This is a genomic window from Paenirhodobacter sp. (genome assembly GCF_047600745.1).
Taxonomy (GTDB): Bacteria; Pseudomonadota; Alphaproteobacteria; order Rhodobacterales; family Rhodobacteraceae; genus Rhodobacter.
In genome coordinates, this window is sequence record NZ_JASGKI010000003.1 from 380,609 (window position 1) to 396,666 (window position 16,058).

General features: G+C 67.4%; 15 protein-coding genes. 14 read left to right on the top strand and 1 reads right to left on the bottom strand.

Annotation, left to right across the window (positions count from 1 at the left end):
* Positions 1-35: 35 nt before the first annotated feature.
* Positions 36-803, bottom strand: coding sequence for an IclR family transcriptional regulator (locus tag QM789_RS08405; RefSeq protein ID WP_420351460.1), 768 nt, complete (start codon positions 801-803; stop codon positions 36-38).
* A gap of 106 nt (positions 804-909) precedes the next feature.
* Here QM789_RS08405 and QM789_RS08410 point away from each other — a divergent pair, with 106 nt between their 5' ends.
* From QM789_RS08410 to QM789_RS08475, 14 genes are all read left to right on the top strand, one after another.
* A complete protein-coding gene (locus QM789_RS08410) occupies positions 910-2,190 on the top strand; it encodes an ArgE/DapE family deacylase (protein ID WP_420351461.1) in 1,281 nt (426 codons plus the stop codon).
* Positions 2,191-2,490: 300 nt separating this feature from the next.
* Positions 2,491-3,276 (top strand): ABC transporter substrate-binding protein, encoded by a 786-nt coding sequence (locus QM789_RS08415; protein WP_420351462.1) that lies wholly within the window; start codon positions 2,491-2,493, stop codon positions 3,274-3,276.
* On the top strand, positions 3,227-4,081 hold the full coding sequence (locus tag QM789_RS08420; protein ID WP_420351463.1) for an ABC transporter substrate-binding protein: 855 nt from the start codon (positions 3,227-3,229) through the stop codon (positions 4,079-4,081). Before QM789_RS08415 ends, QM789_RS08420 begins: the two co-directional genes overlap by 50 nt.
* A complete protein-coding gene (locus tag QM789_RS08425) occupies positions 4,081-5,022 on the top strand; it encodes an ABC transporter permease (protein WP_420351464.1) in 942 nt (313 codons plus the stop codon). Before QM789_RS08420 ends, QM789_RS08425 begins: the two co-directional genes overlap by 1 nt.
* 10 nt (positions 5,023-5,032) lie before the next feature.
* Positions 5,033-5,899, top strand: coding sequence for an ABC transporter permease (locus QM789_RS08430; RefSeq protein ID WP_420351465.1), 867 nt, complete (start codon positions 5,033-5,035; stop codon positions 5,897-5,899).
* An 11-nt stretch (positions 5,900-5,910) separates the two neighbouring features.
* Positions 5,911-7,533, top strand: coding sequence for a dipeptide ABC transporter ATP-binding protein (locus QM789_RS08435; protein ID WP_420351466.1), 1,623 nt, complete (start codon positions 5,911-5,913; stop codon positions 7,531-7,533).
* 1 nt (position 7,534) lies between these two features.
* Complete coding sequence (locus QM789_RS08440) at positions 7,535-9,010, top strand: M81 family metallopeptidase (protein ID WP_420351467.1); 1,476 nt, start codon at positions 7,535-7,537, stop codon at positions 9,008-9,010.
* A complete protein-coding gene (locus QM789_RS08445) occupies positions 9,007-10,569 on the top strand; it encodes a gamma-glutamyltransferase (protein ID WP_420351468.1) in 1,563 nt (520 codons plus the stop codon). Before QM789_RS08440 ends, QM789_RS08445 begins: the two co-directional genes overlap by 4 nt.
* Before the next feature lies 1 nt (position 10,570).
* Positions 10,571-11,959, top strand: a complete 1,389-nt coding sequence (locus QM789_RS08450; RefSeq protein ID WP_420351469.1) for an amidase family protein — start codon at positions 10,571-10,573, stop codon at positions 11,957-11,959.
* The gene (locus tag QM789_RS08455) at positions 11,959-12,636 is read left to right on the top strand and encodes a GntR family transcriptional regulator (RefSeq protein ID WP_420351470.1); all 678 of its coding nucleotides are present in this window, start codon (positions 11,959-11,961) and stop codon (positions 12,634-12,636) included. Before QM789_RS08450 ends, QM789_RS08455 begins: the two co-directional genes overlap by 1 nt.
* Before the next feature lie 114 nt (positions 12,637-12,750).
* Positions 12,751-13,485: an amidohydrolase gene (locus QM789_RS08460; RefSeq protein WP_420351471.1), complete on the top strand. Its 735-nt coding sequence runs from the start codon at positions 12,751-12,753 to the stop codon at positions 13,483-13,485.
* A gap of 34 nt (positions 13,486-13,519) precedes the next feature.
* A complete protein-coding gene (locus QM789_RS08465) occupies positions 13,520-13,900 on the top strand; it encodes a M20/M25/M40 family metallo-hydrolase (protein ID WP_420351504.1) in 381 nt (126 codons plus the stop codon).
* Positions 13,900-15,036 carry a M20/M25/M40 family metallo-hydrolase gene (locus QM789_RS08470; RefSeq protein WP_420351472.1) on the top strand — a complete coding sequence of 379 codons (1,137 nt, stop codon included), beginning with the start codon at positions 13,900-13,902 and terminating at the stop codon, positions 15,034-15,036. Before QM789_RS08465 ends, QM789_RS08470 begins: the two co-directional genes overlap by 1 nt.
* Positions 15,033-16,049 carry a phosphotransferase gene (locus tag QM789_RS08475; protein WP_420351473.1) on the top strand — a complete coding sequence of 339 codons (1,017 nt, stop codon included), beginning with the start codon at positions 15,033-15,035 and terminating at the stop codon, positions 16,047-16,049. The genes QM789_RS08470 and QM789_RS08475 overlap by 4 nt, the downstream gene beginning before the upstream one ends.
* Positions 16,050-16,058: the final 9 nt, after the last annotated feature.

Consider the following 16,058-nt stretch of genomic DNA (forward strand, 5'->3'; position numbering starts at 1 on the left):
CATGGCCCGCAGAAATTGCACTTTTCCAACATCTGCTATCCCAGCCGCACGCCAACCTCCGCCGCGACCCGGCGCAGCACCGCGAGCGGGCGTTGCGTATCATCGCGCAGCACATGCGTTGGTGCGGTGACCGAAATCGCCCCCGCGAAGGCCCCCTGCCGGTCGAACACCGGCACGCCCAGACCAGCGAGCCCGACGACCAGATCATCCGCCACGAAGGCATGGCCCTCGGCGCGGATCTGCTCCGCCACGCGCCGTAGCGCCACGGGGTCGGTTTCGGATTGCTGCGTCACCCGGGGCTGTTCACGCGCGAGCCATTCCGCCTGCGCTTCCACCGACAGATGCGCGAGGATCACCCGTGGCCCCGCCGCCACGTTCAAGGGCAGCACCGTCCCCGGCGAAGACCAATGCGCCGCCGCGAACAGCCCCCGCTGCGCCCGCGCGCGCTCGACACAAACGGCCCCCATCGGATCGGGCAGCCAGGCGAAGGAGGTCATCCCCAGGGCCTGCGTCAGTTCATGCAGCCAGGACGCCGATGCCTCGCGCAGCGCACGCGGCGCCGCCACCGCCGGCTGCATCCGCAGCACCGCCGGGCCGAGGCCGTAGCCCTCCCCCACCCGCACGATCAGCCCCGGCCCGCACAGCGCGAGCAACAACCGCCGGACGGTGTTCTTGTCGAGCCCCGCCTCCCGCGTCACCTCGCTCAGCGTCAGCACCGGGCGGGTCGCACTGAAGCTGCCCAGAATTGCGGCAATCCGCTCCACAGCGCGCATCTGCGGGGCCTGCCCCTCGGGTTCCGTCATGAAATGCCCCAAAACCGTATCAATGGATGATACTTTAAACCCAACCGTTGACACGTCCATATCGAATTGCGTGATCTGTCAAAAACAAGATCCAACGGGGAAACATATGGCACGCGACGCGGCGCTGCGCGCGGCGATCCTGCAATCCGTCGAGGACGGGTTTGCCGAGCAGGTCGCCTATACGCAAAAACTGGTCTCCTTCGCCTCGCAGCGGGGCGAGGAATTCGCGGTTCAGGATTTCATCTTCAACGACCTGAAGGCGCGCGGCATGGCGATGGACCGCTTCGCGATGGATGAAGCGGCGCTCACCGCGCACGAAGGCGGTGCGCCGTTTTCCGCCACGCATTCGCGCGCGCCGATCGTGGTGGGCATCCACCATCCGCGGCAGGAAACCGGGCGTTCGCTGATCTTGCAGCATCATCTGGACGTGGTGCCGGTCGGCCCGCGCGACATGTGGGAGCATGACCCCTACGGTGGCGAGATCGTCGGCGACTGGATGTATGGCCGGGGCGCGGGCGACATGAAGGCGGGCGCGGCGGCCAATGTCTACGCGCTTGCGGCGCTGAAACGGATCGGGCTGCAACCGGCGGGGACGGTCTATCTGCAATCGGTGGTCGAGGAGGAATTGACCGGCAACGGCGCGCTGCAAACCTTTCTGCGCGGCTATACGGCGCAGGCCGCGCTGATCCCGGAGCCCGAGGATGAAAAGCTGGTGCGGTCCTGTGTCGGCGTGCTGTGGTTCAGCGTCGAGGTGCGCGGCATTCCCGTCCATGTCCGCGAGATGGGCGCGGGCGCGAATGCGATCGACGCGGCCTGGCGGCTGATCGGCGCGCTGCGCGAGGTCGAGGCCCGCTGGAACGCCGAAGCGCCGCAGCATCCCGAATGCGCGGGAGTCGAGAAGCCGATCAACATGAACATCGGCCTGATCGAGGGCGGCGACTGGGGATCCTCCGTCCCCGCATGGTGCCGGTTCCAGGTCCGGGTGTCGATCTATCCCGGCCAGAAGGCGAAGGAGAAGTTCCAGGAGCTGGTGGATCACGCCATGGCCTTTGCGCGCACCGACGGGTTTCTTGCGCAGAATCCGCCGGTGCTGATGCAGAACGGCTTCAACGCGGAGGGCTATATCCTTGCGCCGTCCGAGGCCGAGGACGTGCTGGCCGGGGCGCATGAGGCGGCCTTTGCCGCGCCGCTCGAATCGTTCTGCACGGCGGCCTATCTCGATGCCCGGGTCTATGCGCTTTACAACCGGATCCCGACGCTCTGCTATGGCCCGAAATCGAAGGGCATCCACGGTTTCGACGAGGCCGTCAGCCTGAGTTCGGTGAAGCGCGTGACCCAGACGATGGCGCTGTTCATCGCGGAGTGGTGCGGTACCGAACCGATCTGAGCACCCGCGCCGCACTGAGGGCGAACCCCCGGGGCCGTGGCCTCCGGTGCCGCCGTGTTGCGCCAATTACATACGTCTTTTCAACGGGTTGCGAAAGTTGCACAAGAATCGGACAATTGCCGTTAACCTTCTGAAATCGGCCCGGAATACGGGCTCCTTCGCGCACCGGAACCCGGCGGCGGAGAAAATTCCGGCCCCGGATCGGCATTGAATATTGCGCGGCTGGAAAAACTGAACGACGCTCGACCCAGATTGACGACAATCGTCACCCGTCCATCCACCCATTCCAGGAGACACCGAATGCTCGACCACTGCCTCCGTCCCGGTATCGTCCGGACCGCGCTTCTGTCCCTCTGCCTTGGCACGGCCGCGTTTTCGGTGCAGGCCGAAACCACGGTCACGGCGGTGATGCACGCGCCGCTGCGTGCGGTCGATCCGGTGATCTCGACCGCCTATATCCTGCGCAACTACGGCTATATGGTCTATGACACGCTGCTCGCACGCGACAGCGCGGGCAAGCCGCAGCCGCAGATGGCAAGCTGGACCGTTTCCGACGACGGCAAGAGCTATACGCTGACCCTGCGCGACGGGCTGAAATGGCATGACGGCAGCGATGTCACCGCCGAGGATTGCGTGGCTTCGCTCAAACGCTGGAGCCAGGTAGACAAGACCGGGCAGGTGATGGCCTCGCTGCTCGACAGCTACGAGGTCAAGGACGCGAAGACCTTCGTGATGACCTTCAAGGAGCCGACGGGGATTGCGCTGGTCGCGCTGTCGAAACCCTCGGGCCTTGCGCCGTTCATGATGCAGAAGACGGTGGCGGAAACCCCGGTCAGCCAGCCGATCACCACCACCATCGGTTCCGGCCCGTTCAAATTCGTCGATGCGGACTACAAACCCGGCGTCAGCGCGAGTTTCGTCAAGAACACCGATTACGTCCCGCGCAGCGAACCCGCCGATGGCCTTGCGGGCGGCAAGGTGGTGAAGGTCGACAAGGTGGTCTGGACCACGATGCCGGATTCGATGACGGCGGTGAATGCGATGCTTCTCGGGCGAGGTCGATTTCTACGAACAGGTTCCGCATGACATGCTGCCGCTGCTCGACGGCAATCCGGATTTCACCGTGGACATCTACAAGAAGCAGGGCAACCAGAACCTGATGCGGATGAATTTCGTCCAGCCGCCCTTCGACAATCCGAAGATCCGGGAGGCCGCGCTTCTGGCCGTTGGGCAGCAGGCGATGCTGGATGCGCAGGTCGGCGCCGGGTCGCAATATGCGCGGACCTGTGCTGCGGTCTTTGGCTGCGACAGCCCCTATGCCACCGACTACCGCGCCGATGACATCATCGCGCCGCATCCGGACAAGGCGAAGGATCTGCTGAAGGAGGCGGGCTATGACGGCACGCCGGTGCTGCTCATGCACGCGACGGATCTGAACAGCCTCGTGCCGCAGGGGCCGGTGATCGCACAGCAGTTGCGCGATGGCGGCTTTACCGTCGACATGGTGTCGATGGACTGGGCGAGCGTGGTGGCGCGGCGGGCATCGAAGGCGCCGATCGCGGAGGGCGGCTGGAACATCTTCTCCACCACCAACGTGCTGCCCGATGTGGGCGACCCGATCGGCTTCATCGGCGTGGCGGCGGGCGGGCCTTCGGCCTGGTTCGGCTGGCCCGACGTGCCGGAAATCGAAGCCCTGCGCCAGAAGCTGGCCAGCACCGCAGACGCGGCCGAACAGGCGACGATCGGGCAGGAGATCGACAAGCTGGTGATCGACAACGAAGTCATGATCCCGATGGGCGAGTTCTACAACATCACGGTGAAATCGGCGAAACTGACCGGACAGCTCGACGCCGAGGCGCCGGTGTTCTGGAACATGGAAAAGGCCGACTGATGCTCGGCTTCGTCGTCAAGCGGGTGCTTTCGGCGGTGCCGGTGCTGTTCATGGTGGCGATCATCGTCTTCCTTGTGCTGCGCCTGTCGCCCGGCGATCCGGCGGTGATGATCGCCGGGCCCACCGCCACCTCGGAACAGCTCGACGCGCTGCGCGAGAGCATGGGGCTGAACCGGCCGCTGCTGGAACAGTTGTTCATCTGGATGAACGCCATCGCGCATGGCGATTTCGGGGTGTCGCTGGTGTCGGGCAAGCCGGTGACGGAACTGGTCCTCGACCGGTTCGGGCCGACGCTGGCGCTCAGCCTGTGCACCATCGTGCTGGCGGTGGTGGTGGCGATCCCGCTTGGGGTCGTCGCGGCGTGGCAGCAGGGCAAATGGCTCGACCGGCTGGTGATGGCGGGTTCGGTGATGGGCTTTTCGGTGCCGGTGTTCATCATCGGCTATGTGCTGATCCTGATCTTCGCGCGCGGCCTCGGCTGGTTCCCGGTGCAGGGGTACAAGCCGATTTCGGCGGGGTTCGGCGAATTCGCGATCCGGCTGGTGCTGCCTTCGGTCGCGCTCAGCTTTCCCTATATCGCGCTGATCGCCCGGATCGTGCGCACCAATGTGATCGAGGTGATGAACGAGGATTATATCCGCACCGCCCGCGCCAAGGGCATGACGGAACGTTCCGTCCTGATGGACCATGCGCTCGGCAATGCGGCGGTGCCGATCGTCACCATCATCGGCGTGTCGATCGCGATGCTGATCGGCGGCGTGGTGGTGACGGAATCGGTGTTCAACATCCCGGGCCTTGGGCGGCTGGTGCTGGAGGCGGTTCTGGCGCGCGACTACACCGTGATCCAGACGGTGATCCTGCTGTTCTCGACGATCTACGTCTTCATCAACCTCGCGGTCGACCTGCTTTATGGCCTGTTCGACCCGCGCATCCGGTATTGAGGGGGGAGCGATGACCCTGAGCCTGCCCGAAATGGAAGGCACCCGCCGCCGCATCCTGCGCGATGTGCTCTCTAGCTGGCCCGCGCGGATCGCTGCCGTGGTGCTGGTTCTGATCGTGCTGATGGCGGTGCTGGCGCATTGGCTCGGCACGGTGGATCCGGTGAAGCTCGACCCCTCGTTGCGGCTGAAGGGGTCGAGCGCGGCGCATTGGCTCGGCACCGACAGCTATGGCCGCGATGTCTGGTCCCGCATCGCCTATGGCGCGCGGATCTCGCTTGCCGTGGGGGCGGGAACGGTGGTGGTGGCGGTGCTGTTCGGCGTGTTCTTCGGCGTCATCACCGGCTATTTCCGCTGGGCCGACCTGATCGTGATGCGGTTCATGGATGGGCTGATGGCGATCCCCGGCATTCTTCTGGCGATCGCGCTGGTGGCGATTTCGGGGGCGACGCTGACCACCGTGCTGATCGCGATCGCGGTGCCGGAAATCCCGCGCGTGGCGCGGATGGTGCGTTCGGTCATCATGGGCGTGAAGAACGAACCCTATGTCGAGGCGGCCTCGGTCCTTGGCACCGGGGTCTGGCCGATGGTCTGGCGCCACATGCTGCCCAATACTGTTGCGCCGCTTCTGGTGCAGGGGACGTATATCTTCGCCTCGGCGATCATGACGGAATCCATCCTGAGCTTCCTTGGCGCCGGGATTCCGCCCGAAACGCCAAGCTGGGGCAACATGATGGCAGATGGCCGGACGTTCTTCCTGCTGAAGCCGGAACTGATCCTCTATCCCGGGCTGATGGTCTCGCTCACGGTGCTGAGCGTGAACATGCTGGGCGACGTGCTGCGCGACCGGCTGGACCCGCGCATGGCGAAACGGCTGTGAAGGAGCAAGCGATGACTCCCGTGGTTCTGTCGGTCGAGGATGTGACCATCGACACACGCCCGAATGGGGCAAAGCCCATCGTGCGCAACATTTCCTTCGACGTGCGCGAGGGGGAAACCGTCTGCGTCGTCGGTGAATCCGGGTCCGGGAAATCGGTGACCTCGATGGCGGTGATGGGGCTTCTGCCCAAGGATTCGCTTCAGGTCACCGGCGGGCGGATCCTGCTCGATGGCGAGGATGTGCTGACCGTAACGCCTGCCCGGATGCGGGCGCTGCGCGCGTCCAAGGTGGCGATGGTGTTTCAGGAGCCGATGACCGCGCTCAACCCGGTGAAGACCGTGGGCGACCAGATCGACGAGGTGCTGCGCCTGCATACCCGGCTTTCCGCCGCCGAGCGCCGCAAGAAGGTGCTCGACATGATGGAGCGCGTGCATCTGCCCGATGTCGAGCGGATCTACAAAAGCCATCCGCATCAGCTTTCGGGCGGGCAGCGGCAGCGGATCGTCATCGCGATGGCGCTGATCCTGCGGCCTCGGTTGCTGCTCGCGGATGAACCGACCACCGCGCTCGACGTCACCACGCAAAAACAGATCCTGCATCTGATCAAGGAGTTGCAGGAGCAGGAGAAAACCGCCGTCGTCTTCGTCACCCATGATTTCGGCGTGGTGTCCGAAATCGCCGACCGGATCGTGGTGATGAACCGGGGCGATCTGGTCGAGACCGGCACGCGGGACGAAATCCTCACCGCGCCGAAGCAGGAGTACACCCGGATGCTGGTGTCCTCGGTGCCCAGCCTGATCCCGCGCTGCGATCCGGTGCCGCACAACCCGAAGGTGCTGGAGGTGATCGGCCTTGCCAAGCGCTACGGCAGCAAGGGGCTGATGCACGACCATTCCTTCATGGCGGCGCAGGGGATTTCCTTCACCGTGCGGAAGGGCGAGATCACCGGCATCATCGGCGAATCCGGGTCCGGCAAATCCACCGTGGCGCGCTGTGTCATGCGGCTGACCGATCCGTCGGAGGGGGCCGTGGTGCTGAACGGGCAGGACATCGTGCCGCTCGCCAATCTGCGCCCGGTGCGCAAGCATGTGCAGTATATCTTTCAGGATCCCTACCGCTCGCTGAACCCGCGCCGGACCATCGGCCAGTCGCTGATGGAGGGGCTGGTGAATTACGGCGTGCCGGAGGCCGAGGCCCGGCGCAAGGCGGGCGAGACGCTGGAGATGGTGAACATGCCCGCTTCGGTGATGAGCCGCTATCCGCATCAGTTTTCGGGCGGGCAGCGCCAGCGCATCGCCATTGCCCGCGCGGTGGTGATGGAGCCCGATCTGCTGATCGCGGACGAAGCCGTTTCCGCGCTGGATGTGACGGTTCAGGCGCAGGTGCTGAAGCTGCTCGAAGACATCCGCACCAACACCGGGATTTCGATCCTGTTCATCACCCATGACCTGCGCGTCGCGGCGCAGATCTGCAACACGATCGTGGTGATGCAGCGGGGCCGGATCGTCGAACAGGGCCCCGCGCGCGATGTTCTGGCCTGGCCGGTGCATGGCTATACCAAGGCCCTGATCGACGCGGCCCCCGCGCCGGATTGGGATTTCCAGAACTTCCGCCCTGCCGAAAAGGCCGTCTGACATGCGCATCATCTTCGCCGGGTTTCAGCATGAAACCAACACCTTCGCCCCCGATCTGGCGGATGACGCGGCCTTTGCCCATGGCGGCGGTTTTCCGGGGTTGTGCCGCGGTGCCGATGTGGTCCGCGCGCTGGTGCCCACGGCGAACATCCCCGGCGCCGGGTTCCTTGCCGCCGCGCGGGAGGCGGGGGCCGAGGTGGTGCCGCTCCTGTGGTGCGCGGCCTGCCCCTCGGGCTTTGTCGCGCGCGAGACCTATGAGAAGATCGCCGGGGAAATCGTCGAGGGGATCCGCGCCAACCTGCCCGCCGATGCGATCTATCTGGACCTGCACGGCGCGATGGTGGCCGAACATGTCCCCGATGGCGAGGGCGAGTTGCTGGCCCGGATCCGCGCGGTGACGGATATTCCAGTGATCGTCAGCCTCGACCTCCATGCCAATGTCACGGCGCGGATGGTGGATCTGGCCGATGCGCTGGTGGCCTTCCGGACCTATCCGCATGTGGACATGGCGCTGACCGGGCGGCGGGCGTTCGATCTGCTCGAACGCCGCCTGACCGGGCCGTTTTGCAAGGCGATGCGCCGCATCCCCTTCCTGATCCCGATCTGCTGGCAGGCGACGGAAGAGGAACCGGCCCGGCATCTGTATCAGCGGCTTGAGGAGATCGGGGCCGTCAGCCTGTCCTGGGCGATGGGCTTCCCCGCCGCCGATTTCCCCGAATGCGGCCCCGTCGTCTGGGCCTATGGCGCGACGCAGGCCGAGGCCGATGCGGCGGCGGATGCGCTCACCGCCGACATTCTCGCCGCCGAAAGCGCGTTCTCCGGCCCGCTTTACGATCCGCAGGCGGCGGTGGCCAAGGCATTGGCGCTGAATGCCGAAGGCATCCGCCCGGTGGTGATCGCCGATGCGCAGGACAATCCCGGCGCGGGCGGCAGTTCGGACACCACGGGCCTGTTGCGCGCGCTGGTGGCGGCGGGCGTGCCGAACGGGGCGGTGGGGGTGATCCACGACCCTGCCGCCGTGATCGCGGCGCAGCAGGCGGGGGTGGGCGCGCAGGTCACGCTGGCCCTGGGCGGCAGCACGGGGGATGGGCCGTTTCCCGCCACCTTCACCGTCGCCGCGCTGTCGGACGGGCATCTGCGCACCTTCGGCCCCTATTACGGCGAACGGGACATGGACCTCGGCCCCTCGGCCTGTCTGGCGGTTGGGGGCGTGCGGGTGCTGGTCGCCTCGCAAAAGGCGCAACTGGCGGATCGGGAGATGTTCCGCTACCTCGGCGTCGAACCCACGGAAGCCGATATTCTCGTGGTGAAAAGCGCGATCCATTTCCGCGCCGATTTCCGCCCGATCGCGGGTGAAATCCTCACCGCCGTCGCCCCGGGCGCGATGATGATGCGCGCGACGGATTGGCATTGGCGCCACCTGCCGGGCGACATCCGCCTGATGCCGATGGGCCCCACCTGTGCGGAGGCACAATGACCGACATCCGTTCCCCCAACCTGTCGCGCGGGCTGCGCCTGACGAAACCCGCCGTGCGCGGACCCGGCGGCATCGTCACCGCGCATAACCGCCACGCCGCCCATATCGGGGCGGAGGTCCTGCGTGCGGGCGGTACGGCGGTGGATGCGGCGATTGCGGCGTCCTTTGCCATCGGCGTGCTGGAACCGTGGATGAGCGGGGTCGGCGGGGTCGGCGCGATGCTGGTGCGGCCTGCGGGCGGGCCGGTGACGGCGATCGACGCCGGGGCGCGCTCGCCCGCCGGGCTGAACCCCGCGGATTTCCCGCTGGTCGGCGGCAAGGATGGCGATCTGTTCGGCTGGCCCAATGTGCTTGAGGACCGCAATGTCATCGGCGCGCGGTCGGTCTGCATCCCCGGCCTGCTGCGCGGGCTTGAGGCGGCGCATGCGCGGTTCGGCCGGATGCCCTGGGCCGATCTGGTTACGCCTGCGGTGCGGCTGGCGGCGGAAGGGCCGGTGGTCGATGCGGTGACGACGCTGTGGATTGCGCAGGACATGGGGCGGATCCGGCGCAACCCCGCCTGCGCCGCCTGGTTCCTGCCCGGTGGCCTTCCGCCCGTGGCGCCCGCCGCCGTGAGCGGGCAGGTCGCGCGGCTGCCGAACCCCGCGCTGTCGCAGACACTGGCGCGGATCGCGGCGGAGGGTCCGGCGGCGCTTTACACCGGGGATATTGCCCGGGCGCTGGCCGAGGATGTTCAGGCGCTGGATGGCTGGCTGTCCGTGGACGATCTGGCCGGGTTCGCGGCGGTGACAGTGGAGGCCGCGCAGCAGCCTTTCCGTGACCGCACCGTGCATTTCGTCCCCAGGCTGAACGGCGGCCCCACCGTGGCGATGGCACTGCGGCTGTTGCAGGGCGACGACATCGTGGCGAGCGCCGAGGCGATGGCCCGCGCATGGGACCACCGGTTCACCGAGATGGGCGACGGCGCGCAGCCCAGTTGCACCACCCATCTGTCGGTGGTGGACCGCGAGGGCATGACCGTCACCCTGACGCAGACGCTGTTGTCGCTGTTCGGTTCGGGCGTGGTGTCGCCGCAGACCGGGATTTTGCTGAACAACGGGGTGAACTGGTTCGATCCGCGCCCGGGGCGGGTGAATGCGCTTGGGCCCGCGAAGAAGGCACTGGCCAATTACGCACCGATGATGATGACCGGACCGGGCGAGGATGTCACCGCGCTTGGCGGTTCGGGCGGGCGCAAGATCCTGCCCGCCGTGTATCAGGCGCTGATCCACCTGACGCAGGGGATGGACCTCGAACAGGCGATTGCCGCGCCGCGCTATGACCTGTCGGCGCCGCCCACGATGGTGGTGGACGCGCGGCTGGGGCGGGACGCGATCGACCGGCTGGGGGCGAAATTCCCCATCGTGATCAGCGAACGGATGGAGCATCCGAACAATTTCACCACCCTCGGCGCCGTGCGGCGCAGGGCAGGCATCAATGAGGGGATGGCCGAACCCTGGCACCCGTGGTCCGACGCGGTGCAGGAGGGCGACGCGCTGTTCCCCGGAGAGGAAGGTTAAGATGACCGAGCTTTGGGCCCTGCCCGCCACCCGCATCGCCGCCATGGTCCGCGCGGGCACCGTATCGGCGACCGAAGTCGCCAAGGCCGGGCTGGCGCGGCTTGATGCCGTGAACCCGAAGATCAACGCCGTGGTCGAATGCCGGCCCGAGGAAACGCTGGCCGCCGCCGCCGCCGTGGACAAGGCGCTGGCCGAGGGGCGCGACCCGGGGCCTTTGGCGGGCGTGCCGGTGACGATCAAGGTCAACGTGGACCAGAAGGGCTACGCCACCACCAACGGCCTGAAATCGCAAAAGGATCTGATCGCGCAGAGCAACAACCCGGTGGTGGAGAGCCTGCTGTCCGCGGGCGCCGTGAGCCTTGGGCGGACCAATACCCCCGCCTTCAGCTACCGGTGGTTTTGCAACAACCTGCTGCATGGCGCGACGCGGAACCCGCGGCGGCGCGACCTGACGCCCGGGGGATCGTCCGGCGGCGCGGGGGCGGCGACGGCGGCGGGGATCGGTGCGATCGGCCATGGCACGGATATTGCCGGGTCGATCCGCTATCCGGCCTATGCCTGCGGCATCCACGGGCTGCGGCCGACGCTCGGGCGGGTGGCGGCCTATAATGCCAGCGGCAAGGACCGCACCATCGGCGGGCAGGTCATGGCGGTGTCGGGGCCGCTTGCGCGGACGGTGGATGACCTGCGGCTGGCGCTGACGGCGATGGCCCGGCCCGATCCGCGCGATTCCTGGTGGATGCCGGTGCCGCTGAGCGGGCCCGCGCTGCCGCGCCGGGCGGCGGTGTGCGTGGCGCCCGATGGGATGGAGCCCGCGCCCGAACTCGCCGATGCCCTGCGCGCGGCGTCGGAGCGGCTGCGCGATGCGGGCTGGCAGGTGGACGAACTGGACGCCCTGCCCCCGATCCGCGAGGCGGTGGGCGTGCAGCTCACCCTGTGGTTCGGCGACGATTACGCCGGTCAGGTCGCGGCGGCGGAGCGCGAGGGCGACCCGGGCGCCATCGCCGCGCTGGCCGGGCAGCGGGAGTTCGCTCTGTCGCTCGGGATGCCGGAGTTCTCGGCCGCGCTGTCGCGCCGGTTGGGGATCGCACGGGAATGGGGGCTGTTCATGGAACGCTATCCGGTCGTGCTGCTGCCGCCCGGGACCGAACTGCCCTTTGCCGATGACCTCGACCTGCGGGAATACGCCCGGGTCTGGGCGGCGCAGGCGTCGATGATCGGGCTGCCGGTCACCGGCCTGCCCAGCCTGATCCTGAACACCGGCCTGACGCCCGAGGGTGTTCCGGTCGCGGTGCAGATCGTCGCCGGGCGGTTCCGCGAGGACATCGCCCTCGCCGCCGCCGAGGCGATCGAGGCGCGCCAGCCCCCCACCCCCATCGCCGAACCCTGATGTTGCTCGACAAGCTCCGCCCCGTAGCCCGGCAATCGACCGAGACCCTCGTCACCGATGCGCTGCGGGACTACATCCTGTCGGGAGAGGTCGCGCCGGGCGGGCGGCTGACGGAAATCGCGCTTTCTGAACAACTGGGCGTGGCGCGGGCGACGCTGCGCACCGCGCTGCACCGGCTGGCGGCGGAGGGGATCATCCTGCAAATCCCCTATACCGGCTGGCAGGTGGCCAGCCTGACGCCGCAGGACGTGTGGGAGATCTGGACCCTGCGCGGCAGCCTGGAAAGCCTTGCCTCCCGGCTGGCGGCGGCGCGGGAGGAGCCGGAGGTGCGGATCGCGCTCGACCGCGCCTGTCAGGATCTTCTGGACGCCTGCGCTTCGGGCGGGGTTCAGGCGATGAGCGATGCGGATTTCGCCCTGCACCGGGCGATCGTCGAGGCTGCGGGGCATGGGCGGCTGGCGGCGCAATACCGCATCGTCGAACAACAGGTGCGGCTGTTCATCGCCACCTCGAACCGGCATGTCGCCACCGGCCCGGAGGACATCCTTGCCCAGCACGAACCGCTGATCGCCGCGCTGCGCGCCCGCGATCCGGAGGCCGCCGCCCGCGCCGCCTGGCAACATGACGAAACCGAGGGCCACCGGCTGACCGAATGGCTGGCCCATCGCGAGGCGTGACCCGCCGGGTTGCCCGGCAAATCTCTGGCATTGCCTATTGACGACAATCGGCAATGTGGTTTTCACTGTCGGAACCGTCCCGACGTTCAGCCCGACGTTCAGAAGGAGACGCCCTTGCCCCCGATCGACCGCATTACGGCCTTCGCCAATGATCTTACGGCGATCCGCCATGATTTTCACGAACACCCCGAACTGGGTTTTCAGGAGCATCGCACCTCGGCCCGCGTCGCGGAGCTGCTGGAGGGCTGGGGCATCGCGGTGACGCGGGGCCTTGGCGGTACCGGGGTGGTGGGCGTGCTGGAGGGGGCCCGCCCCGGCCGCACCATCGGGCTGCGCGCCGATATGGATGCCCTGCCAATGGAGGAAATGACGAACCTGCCCTATGCGTCGAAAACGCCGGGGGTGTTCCACGGCTGCGGCCATGACGGGCACACGACGATGCTGCTTGGCGCGGCGCGCTACCTGGCCGAAACGCGGGATTTCGCGGGCCGCGCGGTGTTCATCTTTCAACCGGCGGAAGAGGGGCTGGGCGGCGCGCGCGCGATGATCCGCGACGGGCTGTTCGCGCAATTCCCCTGCGATGAGATCTACGGCATGCACAACTGGCCGGGGCAGGATTTCGGCACCATCGGCGTCAAGCCCGGCCCGGCGATGGCGGGGGCGGATTTCTTCGACATCGAGATCAAGGGCCGGGGCAGCCACGGCGCCAACCCACAGTTCAGCCGCGACCCGGTGCTCATCGGCGCGACGCTGGTGCAGGCGTTGCAGGGGATCGTCGCGCGCAACGTGCCCCCGACCGAGGCCGCCGTGCTTCTCGGTCACGAAATTCAACGCGGGCTCGGCCTATAACGTCATCCCGGATGTCGCGCGGCTGTCGGGCACGATCCGCTATTTCGACACCGCGACCGGGGAGCTGATCGCAGACCGGATGCGGCAGATCTGCGCCGGGATCGCCACCGCGCAGGAATGCGAGATCGAGATCCGGATCTGGAACGTCTTCGACGTCCTGCTGAACGATCCGGAGCGCGCGGCGGACATGCTGTCCTGCGCCGCCGAAATCGGCGGTGCTGTCGAGAAAACAACCCTACAGATGGGATCGGAGGATTTCGCGGACATGCTCAGGATCGTTCCCGGTGCCTATTGCACCCTCGGCCACCCCGGCGTGGCACAGCTTCACAACCCCGGGTTCATCTTCGACGATGCGATCCTGCCGGTCGGCGCCAGCCTTTATGCCCGGCTGGTCGAAGTGCGGGGGGCGGCGTGATGACCCTGCCCGATCTGCCCTTCGACACCGATGCGATGATCGCCGGGCTGCGGCCCTGGGTCGAATGCGAAAGCCCGACCTATGACGCGGCGGCGGTTGCGCGGATGATGGACCTCGTGGCCTTCGACTGTGCCGCGATGGGGGCCAGCGTGGAAATCATCCCCGGGCGGATGGGCTGCGGCCCCTCGGTCCGGGCGCGGATGCCGCATCCCGATCAGGGCAGGCCCGGCATTCTGGTTTCGGGCCATTTCGACACGGTGCATCCCGTTGGAACGCTGGCGAAGAACCCGTTCCGGATCGAGGGCGACAAGGTTTTCGGCCCCGGGATTCAGGACATGAAATCCGGCAATTACATCGCGCTGGAGGCGATGCGTCAGATCACCCGCGCCGGGCTGAAGACGCCGCTGCCGGTGACCTTCCTGTTCACCCCGGACGAGGAAATCGGCTTCCCCGCCACCCGCGCCCTGATCGAGGCGGAGGCGCTGGCCAACCGCTATTTCCTTTGTCCCGAACCCGCCGGCCCCGACAATGGCGTGACGACCGGGCGCTATGCCATCGCGCGGTTCGAGATCACCTGTGCGGGCGTGCCGAGCCACGCGGGCGCGCATCTGGAGCAGGGCACCTCGGCGGTGCGCGAACTGGCCCACCGGATCATCGAGATCGAGGGGATGACGACCTCGGACTGCACCTTTTCGGTCAATGACGTGACCTCGGGGCAATGGGTGAACTGCGTGCCGAGTTTCGCCCGCGCGCAGGTGCTGTCGATGGCGAAGGAGCAGGCGGATCTGGATCAGGGCGTCGCGCGGATGCTGGCGCTGGCGGGCACGCGAAACGGCGTGACCTTCACCGTGACGCAGACGGTCACCCGCCCGGTCTGGGAAAACGGCCTGCCGGAGACGATGGCGCTTTATGAAACCGCGCGGGCACTGGCGGCGGAAATGGGGATGGCGCTGCCCTATGCCTCGCAGGGCGGCGGGTCGGATGCCAATTTCTCGGGCGCGCTGCGGGTGGCGTCGCTGTGTTCGCTCGGTGTGGTGGGGGACGGGCTGCATACGCTGGGCGAGCATATTCAGGCGTCCAGCCTCGCGCCCCGGGCACGGCTGATCGCCGGGCTTTACTGCACGCTTGGCGCGTGACGGTGGACCTCGGCGCGCTGTCCACGCCGTTCGACCGGATCGGCACCGGCGAGGCCGCGGCGATCGCGCGGGCGTGCTATGGCCTTGACGGGCGGCTGCACCGGCTGGACACCGAGAAGGACGACACCTTCCGGCTGGATACGCCCGAGGGCCGGTTCATCCTGAAGATCGCCAATCCCGGTGAGGGGGTCGGCGAACTGGATCTTCAGGTCTCGGCGCTCCGGCACCTACAGGCGCGGGCGCCGGACCTGCCGGTACCGCGCGTTTTGCCCGATCTGGCGGGCGATTACCTGCCCGTCGTCGCCGGGAACCGGCGCGCGCGGCTGATGACCTTTCTGCCCGGCGCGGTGATGGATACCGTCACCCCCCTGCCGGAGGAGCGGCGCCAGATCGGCCGGCTTCTGGCGCGGCTGCGCCATGCGCTGGCCGATTTCCGGCATCCGGAGGCGTGCCGGACGCTGGTCTGGGATGTGCGCCACCTGCCCTCCCTCGTGCCGCTGCTCAACTATGTCCCGCCCCGGCACAAGACCGCGCTGGCCGAGGGGATATTGCGCTTTGCCGAACTGATGCCCCGGATCGACGCCCTGCCCCGGCAGATCCTGCACAATGACTTCAGCCGCTCGAACCTGCTGGTGGCCCGGCCCGGCGGGGTGACGGGGATCATCGACTTCGGCGATGTGGTGGAAACCGCGATCGCGGTGGATGTCTCGACCGCGCTGCTCAACCAGCTTCCCCGCGATGCGGCGGCGCGGCCGGTAAACGACCTGTTCGCCGAAGCGCGCGACGTTCTGACCGGGTATCAGGAGATCGCCCGGCTGTCGCGCGAGGAATTGTCCCTGATCCCGCATCTGGTCATGGGGCGGATCGTCACCCGCGCGCTGCTGTCGCTGTGGCGCGCGGCCAGCTTCCCCGATAACGCGGCCTATATCTTGCGCAATACCGAACAGGGCTGGGCACAGCTCGACTGGTTCCTTGCGCGCGATCCGGCCGCAGTTTCCGAACTTCTCCTCTGAAAGGGCCCG